This is a genomic window from Pseudomonas sp. (assembly GCF_037994325.1).
In the GTDB taxonomy this organism is placed as follows: Bacteria; Pseudomonadota; Gammaproteobacteria; order Pseudomonadales; family Pseudomonadaceae; genus Aquipseudomonas.
Genome location: NZ_JBBNAH010000739.1, coordinates 1 through 6,792 on the forward strand (window position 1 = coordinate 1; position 6,792 = coordinate 6,792).

The 6,792-nt window shown below is 59.5% G+C and carries 10 protein-coding genes; 1 reads left to right on the forward strand and 9 read right to left on the reverse strand.

Annotation, left to right across the window (positions count from 1 at the left end):
- Both AAAB16_RS24700 and AAAB16_RS24705 read right to left on the reverse strand, forming a co-directional pair.
- On the reverse strand, window positions 1-854 hold an 854-nt coding region (locus AAAB16_RS24700; protein ID WP_340665731.1), incomplete at its 3' end, for a putative 2-aminoethylphosphonate ABC transporter ATP-binding protein.
- A 135-nt stretch (window positions 855-989) separates the two neighbouring features.
- On the reverse strand, window positions 990-1,475 hold the full coding sequence (locus AAAB16_RS24705) for a MerR family transcriptional regulator (protein ID WP_340665732.1): 486 nt from the start codon (window positions 1,473-1,475) through the stop codon (window positions 990-992).
- Between the two features lie 73 nt (window positions 1,476-1,548).
- Here AAAB16_RS24705 and AAAB16_RS24710 point away from each other — a divergent pair, with 73 nt between their 5' ends.
- Complete coding sequence (locus tag AAAB16_RS24710; protein WP_340665733.1) at window positions 1,549-2,187, forward strand: NAD(P)H-dependent oxidoreductase; 639 nt, start codon at window positions 1,549-1,551, stop codon at window positions 2,185-2,187.
- 108 nt (window positions 2,188-2,295) lie between these two features.
- On the opposite strand, the gene AAAB16_RS24715 is transcribed toward AAAB16_RS24710, so the two are convergent.
- The 7 genes from AAAB16_RS24715 to AAAB16_RS24745 form a co-directional block, all read right to left on the reverse strand.
- A complete protein-coding gene (locus tag AAAB16_RS24715; protein ID WP_340665734.1) occupies window positions 2,296-3,156 on the reverse strand; it encodes a LysR family transcriptional regulator in 861 nt (286 codons plus the stop codon).
- Window positions 3,157-3,413: 257 nt separating this feature from the next.
- Window positions 3,414-3,722 carry a DUF6482 family protein gene (locus AAAB16_RS24720; protein WP_340665735.1) on the reverse strand — a complete coding sequence of 103 codons (309 nt, stop codon included), beginning with the start codon at window positions 3,720-3,722 and terminating at the stop codon, window positions 3,414-3,416.
- A 240-nt stretch (window positions 3,723-3,962) separates the two neighbouring features.
- Complete coding sequence (locus tag AAAB16_RS24725; protein WP_340665736.1) at window positions 3,963-4,661, reverse strand: hypothetical protein; 699 nt, start codon at window positions 4,659-4,661, stop codon at window positions 3,963-3,965.
- 56 nt (window positions 4,662-4,717) lie between these two features.
- Entirely contained in the window at window positions 4,718-5,260 is a 543-nt protein-coding gene (locus AAAB16_RS24730; RefSeq protein WP_340665737.1) for a GNAT family N-acetyltransferase, read from the reverse strand.
- Window positions 5,261-5,295: 35 nt separating this feature from the next.
- Window positions 5,296-5,583, reverse strand: coding sequence for a HigA family addiction module antitoxin (locus AAAB16_RS24735; protein WP_340665738.1), 288 nt, complete (start codon window positions 5,581-5,583; stop codon window positions 5,296-5,298).
- Window positions 5,584-5,598: 15 nt separating this feature from the next.
- Entirely contained in the window at window positions 5,599-5,877 is a 279-nt protein-coding gene (locus tag AAAB16_RS24740) for a type II toxin-antitoxin system RelE/ParE family toxin (RefSeq protein ID WP_340665739.1), read from the reverse strand.
- A 451-nt stretch (window positions 5,878-6,328) separates the two neighbouring features.
- On the reverse strand, window positions 6,329-6,792 hold a 464-nt coding region (locus tag AAAB16_RS24745; protein WP_340665740.1), incomplete at its 5' end, for an AraC family transcriptional regulator.

The following is a 6,792-nucleotide window of genomic DNA, read 5'->3' on the forward strand; positions in this document are numbered from 1 at the left end:
GGATTAATCACCACCGACTCGGGCCGGCAGAACAAGCGGCCGCCTGCCTCACTCACCAAGCGCGTGGGCAACCGCAGCTGGAGATCGCCGACCTGAGCATGGCCCTCGGCGCTGCGCTCGAACGGCAGCCAGTTACCCTGGCCAACAAACTCGGCGACAAAGGGCGTAGCCGGGTGGCGGTAGATGTCCTGCGGGCTGGCGTATTGCTCGACGCGGCCGTGATTGATCACGGCAATGCGGTCGGCCATCAACATGGCCTCGTCCTGGTTGTGGGTCACCATCAGCGTGGTGATGCCCAAGCGCTTTTGCAGGGTGCGCAATTCGCCGCACAGGTGCTCACGCACCCTGGCGTCCAAGGCCGACATCGGCTCATCCAGCAACAACAACGACGGTGCCGGTGCCAATGCGCGGGCCAAGGCCACGCGCTGTTGTTGGCCACCGGAGAGTTGCCCGGGGTACTTCTTTTCGCTGCCGAGCAAGCCCACCAGCTCCAGCATTTGCGCCACGCGGGCGGCGATGGTGGCGCGGCTATTGCCGTTGAGGCCGTAACCGATGTTTTGCTCGACGGTCAGATTGGGAAACAGCGCATACGACTGAAACACGATGCCGTAATCGCGCGCCTGCGGCGCCAGCTCGGACACATCCCGCGAGCCAATCACAATGCTGCCGCTGTCCTGGCGCTCCAGCCCGGCGATGCAGCGCAGCAACGTGGTTTTGCCACAGCCAGACGGCCCCAACAGGCAGACCAACTCGCCGGCGGCGATATCCAGCGACACCCCATCCAACGCTTTAAAGGCACCGAAGCCTTTATGGATGTTGCGCACCTGCATAGTCACGGAGTGGGGCGTAGCCATAACAAAAAACCTCGTAGCGCGATTGGGCTAGACGAGGTTCATGCTAGGGCTGGGATGCGAAGGCTTTGTGGCAGAAGGGCAAAAGCTACCGATAGGGGTATTGGTGGTTTTTGTAATGGGCGACCAGCCAGTGAGTTATTCCGCTGTGGCGGCGCGTTCCCGCCGAGGGGTAACCGCGCGCTGCGGCTGAAAATGCTCGGCGTGGTGGACCGAGGCGCAGGCCACCTCACTGCCGGTGCGCAGGCTGTGTTCCAGTTCGCCGCGCAGGGCCAACAAGCCTTGGCGCTGCGTGGCCAGGTTAGCCTCGATTTGTTCAAGCTCGTGCAAACGGATGTCGATTTGCTCAATCGTCAGGGTTTTCGAGCAACTGCCGTCATGCAAAAACAGGCCTTTGATCGTCTCCAAGGCAAAGCCCAGGCGCTGGGCATTGCGCACCAGTAGCAGGCGTTTAACCACGGCTTCGCCATAGTGGCGGTAGCCATTGCCGTCGCGCGTGGGCGCGCTGATCAAGCCTTGTTCTTCGTAATAGCGGATTGCCGAAGCAGGAATGCCCGTGCGTTGTGCCAGCTCGCCTATCTTCATTTTTCCCTTGACCTTCAAGTTGACTTTAATCGGTAGCATAAGCGCAGGCTCGGTCCGGCAGCCAGTCGTGATTGCGCCCCAGAACCCTGTCTAACCCCTGTGGAAGCTGATGATGAGCAAAATTACCGAGCTGCTGAAATGGCGTTACGCAACTAAAAAGTACGACCCGTCGAAAACCGTACCGGCGGAAAAAGTAGAGCGCATTCTTGAAGCCGTGCGCCTGACAGCCACTTCCAGCGGCCTGCAGCCGTTTGAGTTGTTTGTGATCACCAACGCCGAAATTCGCGAAAAGATCAAAGCCGTCAGCTGGAACCAGGCGCAAGTCACCGACTGCTCGCACCTGCTGGTATTCGCCGCCTGGGATGACATCACCCCAGAGCGCGTCAACATGATGTTCGACCTGACCAACCAAGTGCGCGGCACCATCAACGAAGGTTGGGAAAACTACCGCAAGCAACTGCTGGGTATCGTTGCCCAGCGCGGCAAAGAGGCCAACTACCAAGCGGCTGCGCGGCAAGCCTACATTGGCCTGGGTTCAGCGCTGATCGCCGCCGCCAATGAAGAAGTCGATGCCACGCCCATGGAAGGCTTCGACCCGGCCGCAGTTGATGAGATTCTCGGCCTTGGCGCCAAGCATCTGCGCAGCGTAGTGATTCTGCCCCTCGGCCATCGCGCCGCCGAAGGCGACTGGCTGGTGAACCTGGAAAAAGTGCGTCGCCCGCGCGAACAGTTCGTCACCGAAATTCACTAAAAACGGCGCGCCCTCTGCGGGTATGCCTGGTGCGCGCAGCACACCCTACGCGATTGCGAACGTTGGTCAGTAGGATTTGCTATGCGCACCAGCCGTTATGCAACGCAATCAAGCACAACCGCTGCGCGCCAAGCGTAAAAACGCTGCCGGTAGGCGTGCGTGGCGGCGCTCTTTCAGGCAGTACAAGTACTCGGCAATCAGCGGCGCACCTTCGAGCTCCACCACCTTGAGCTGCGGGTTATCCGGCACTTCGTGGCGGGCAATGATGCTGATACCGATATTGCGCAACACCGCTTCGCGAATGGACTCGCGGCTGCCGATCTCCAGCAAAGGCCCCAGCGCCACGCCGGCATCCTGCAACAGCTTTTCGCTGAGCACACGGGTGGTGGAGCCGGTTTCGCGCATCAGCAAACAATGCCCCGCCAGCGCACTTAGCGGCACGCGGTTATGGATGGCTAGCGGATGGCTGCGGTGCACGGCCAGCACCAGTGGGTCATGGCCGAGCACCAAGCGGGTTAAGCGCGCGTCTTCGACCAACTGCGAGGAGGCGGCCAAGTCAACGCGGTAGTCCTCCAACGCCTCCAGCACCTCCTGCGAATTGCCAATGGTTAGGGTGACTTCACACGCGGCAAACTGCTCACGGAAACCGCGCACCAGGTCCAACACGTAATAAGGCGCGGTAGCGCCAATGCGCAGCGCGCCCTGCACCTGGCCGCTATTGCGCAGAAAAAACTCGATATCGGCCTCTTGCTGCAACAAGGCTTGCACCATCGGCAGCAAGCGCACGCCTTCATCGCTCAAGGTCAAACGACGGCCGCCTCGATAGAACAGCTCAACGCCGTATTGACCTTCCAGATTGCGAATTTGCGTGGTCACCGTGGGCTGGCTCAAGCCGAGCTTTTTCGCCGCCTGGGTGATGCTGCCCAGGCGGGCCACCATATGGAAAGACTTGAGTTCGGCACAAAGCATGGGCGTATGTCGCTGCAAGGCTTAATTGCTTGAGGCGGCAACAGTATGAAAAAAACATGACGGTTTGGTGACGGCTTGGCGCGGTGTGCGTACCCCGAGTTGCGCAGATATTGACCCCCCTGTTACCCGCTAATCACAACGGTCGCGTAGGTTGGGTTGAGCCGCAGGCGAAGCCCAACATGTTGCGTTGGTAGGTGGACTTTGCCCGCGGCTCACCGAACGCGGACCGATCCAACCTACGAATTAAACGCGCTGTGCTACCACGTCGACCCCAGCGAAATGCGCTCGCGCAACGGCTCTTGCATACCTTGGCCACTGCCGCACATTTCCGTATGTGCCTCGTGGTGCACCAAGTAGAACGGCACCGTCAGGGGCAAACCCTGCAACAAATCCCGCGCCTGGGTTACCGAGCGTAAGCGCAGTGTGCTGCCGTCGGCCTCCTTGATCGTCTGCACCTGGTCGCCTACTTGCGCCTGCAACAAATAAATACCGCCCTCCAGCGACAACAACTCCAGGCTCTGAAGATCACCGACCTTGGCGTACTCGTAAATGTCTTGAACGTTCATCTGTGCTCGCCTTGTGCAAAGTTCGTAGCCTCGTCTAGCGCGAAGCTGAGAAGCCGCGCCGCCGATAACGATCAGCCAGAAACTGGGAGAGGCTGTTTTTAACCCTATGCCAAATTGACGATTTGTATAGTCTTTCGCCGCCCTGATTGGCCGCAAAGGCCCAGGCGAGAGCGCTGCGTTTCAGGGTTGTGACTGAGTTGGCCTAATGGCGCTTAGGCGTTGGCACTCTGCGTGTGGAGGCTAAGGTTTCGTCCACGTCACAGGAATTTGCCGAACTTCTCTATCATTCCATGCCGTGACAAGCGCGGCTACCGAGTGATTAGTGAAGTTCAGCGCCCTCACGCTATAGCGGTAATCCGGGCCCGCTTGCTCCTGAGCAAGGGTCTTGGCTTTTTCCGCGCTTTCGCCGTTCAAGACAACACTCAAACCGACTATCGCCAGCAGAGCTAGCCCGGCGCCCAAGCCTCCTGGAATACGCATGTCCCGGCGGCGACGGCCCGTTGCGGCTCGAGCGGCGTGCACCTCTGGTTTGCCTAGCGCGACGGCGAGCCAGGCCCATAACGCGCAAATCGCCGCATAGAAGACAGCTAAAAATAAAGAGTCCACGGGGGCGTTGCGCACCTGTACGAGGGTAAGGCCCAGCGGTTGGACAAGAGGCGAAAGTGGTAACGCAATGGCGACAGAGCTAAGCATAAACACGCTGAACCAGCGCACCACCGATGCAGTTCTTAAGCTGCCGCCCAATAGCAGCAGCCCAGCTATGACCGCGAAGATATTGAAGCTTGATGTGTAGGCAATGTTGTAGCGGATGCAATATGCCAATGCGGCTATATCAAGCAGCCCGAGGCCAACGAGAGCCGCACCGGCTTCTTTAAGAATGGGCAAATGTGCGGTGTACGCCGTCGGATCTTGCGCGGCGCTGTTGTCAGATTGGGTCATGTTGAAACATCCCTGTAAGAGCCAACGAAGGGCCACTGTAATTTGGCCAGCGGACGCTACTGAAAGGTACTGGCCTTGTCTATACGATTTTGGCTCGCTAAATACACCAAGCTCATCGCCTGCCCCGGCACATCGTCCAGCTCTCTGACGCGCTGCATACCGACCTTCTCCAACACCCGTATCGAAGCGGCGTGGGCCGGGCGCACGATGGCAAAAACCTCGGGTTTGCGCAGGTCATCAAAGGCGAACGCCAGTGCCGCTGTCGCCAACTCGCTGGCGTAGCCCTTGCCCCAGGCTTGCTCGGCAAAGCGGTAGCCGAGGTTCAGGCGTTCCACATCGCCATATAGACGTGGGGCGATGCCGCCAAAGCCAATAATCTGGTCAGGGGCGCGCAGCGTAGCAATTGCCCATTGGCCATAACCGTAGTGCTGCCAATGACCAAGCCAGAGACCCAACACGCGCTCGGCGTGTTGCCGGTCGGTCATGGGGCCCGCCGGGTTGAATTGATTGGTAGCGGGGTCGGCATGAATGGCGTGGAACACGTCAAGGTCAGCCAGCGAGGGCGGGCGCAACAACAGGCGCGCGGTGGTCTTGAGCATGGGCAGACTCTGGCAGGCATGGGGGCGGAAAAATGTCAGCTCAACGCGGCAAATTTCTCGATGGGTGGCTGCTCGCGGTGCTCGGCCTGCCAGATGTCGTAGTTGGCTTGTATCGCCAGCCACAAACGGGCGGTGCTGATGCCTGCGCGCTCCAGGCGTACCGCCAGATCGGGGCTGATCGGCGCGCGACCGTGAAGAATCCGCGACAAGGTTTCGCGGGCGAAACCCAGGCGTCTGGCGAATTCGGCGATGCTGATATTCAGCGCTGGAAGCACGTCTTCCAGTAAGGTTTCGCCCGGGTGGGGTGGGTTGAACATGACCATGTCAGGTGCTCCTGTTCAGTGGTAATCCAGATAATCGACCAGCTCGATATCCGTATTGATAAAGCGAAAAATCAACCGCCAATTGCCGCTGACACAAAGCGACCAGTAGCCAGCCAGCTCGCCAGTGAGCGCGTGCAGCCGCCGGCCAGGAATATCCAGTTCGGCGGGTGTGCCCGCGTCACCCATATGCTGCAACAGGCGCGCGAGTCGTTTCGCATGATCAGCTCGAATGCCGTGGGTTGAGCCAGTCTGGTAAAACTGACGTAATCCCTTGTGCTGGAAGCTAACGATCATGTGAATGGAGTGTGATGTATTACATCACGGCTTGCAAGATGGATATTAGTGATTGAAGCGTCCATTTCTAGTTAGTTCTCCAGAGCCGTCACCGTTTGCGGTCCTGCGGGGTAGGGGTGACAGCTGTACGCGGGTTGACCGATCGGGCTCACTAGGAGCCGGCACATCCGAAGGTGTCCCACGCACAGCCGCCATAGGTGTAAACGCTTGGCAAAACACACCGGCGTTACACGCTTGCTGCATGCGTGAAGCAGGCATTCAGGACGGGCAAATCCTGCCGCTGTTTCACCACGACGGGCCACTGTAGGCAGGCGGGGGTAGGCCGTCTGGAGGACGCAGAGCAGGGCGGCGTAGGAGCGGGCGAGGGTTAATTTCGGATGTGTGCACCCCCATAACCGTGTTTTGGCCTTGCTGCGCGTAGCCACGCCCTACAAGAGCAAAACGCTCTACGTTAACTACGCAAAAACGCCAATAACGCACTCGGCGCCAAGCCGGTCCAGCGTTTGAAGGAGCGGCGAAAATTGGTGGCGTCGTGAAAACGCAAATGGCTGGCCACTTCGTCGTTGCTGTAGCCCTTGAGTTGGTAAAGGTACAGCGCCACCAGCATGCGGATGTGGTCGTGTTGTTCCTGGTAGCTGGTGCCGTGTTTGTGCAGTTTGCGTTTGAGCGTGGCCGGGCTCATGGCAAAGGCGGTGGCGGCGTGTTCGAGGTTGGGGGCTTGGCGTACGTGGCGAAAGAGCCAGCGTTGCAGGGTGTCGAGCAGGCTCGCTTCGGCACCGAGGTCGTGCAGTTGTTGGCGCGCCTGTTGGCAGGCGACCTGGGCGGTGCTTTGTACGGTTTGCGGCCAGGGTTTGGTCAGGTATTCGCGCGGTAAACGCAGCAGGTTGTAGGGGCGGTTGAAGTGCAGGTCTTCGC